This is a genomic window from Bradyrhizobium sp. Kon58 (assembly GCF_055807455.1).
In genome coordinates this window covers 1-376 of record NZ_JBVVOT010000211.1, presented here as the reverse complement: position 1 = coordinate 376, position 376 = coordinate 1, and the positions used below count along the sequence as shown (strand labels likewise).

Here is a 376-nt window from a genome sequence, read left to right as displayed (position 1 = left end):
CGCGGGCGGATAGTTTTGAGGCGCAAGAGGCTTCTGTAGCTTAATCAGACATGATTTTTTTTACTCGATTCTGCAGGGCCAAGTCGTTGCTGGCTTCCGGAGGAGGACAGACAGCTCCCTTTGGGTCAGGTGCTGTCTGGAACAGGCGCAGGTCCATGGTTCCCATAGGCCGTTCGGACAGTTGCTGCCAACTATCTGGAAACACTGTGCTTCCTCCTCTACGACCCAACCACCAAACACGGCAGTTACCTTCAGGAATAAAAGCCATATCACTGAGATACACTTGAGCCGCCGACGGCATGAGAATAGTAGAAGAACCTAAGCCTGAGTCTATACCTCGATGCAACTGCGGCAAGGAAGGCAACTCATTGTAATA

General features: G+C 51.3%; 1 protein-coding gene. It reads right to left on the bottom strand.

What is annotated here, in order from left to right; all coding sequences use genetic code 11:
- Nucleotides 1-40 precede the first annotated feature (40 nt).
- The coding region (locus tag AC0L20_RS40160) for a hypothetical protein (protein ID WP_473295694.1) at nt 41-376 on the bottom strand (336 nt) is incomplete at its 5' end.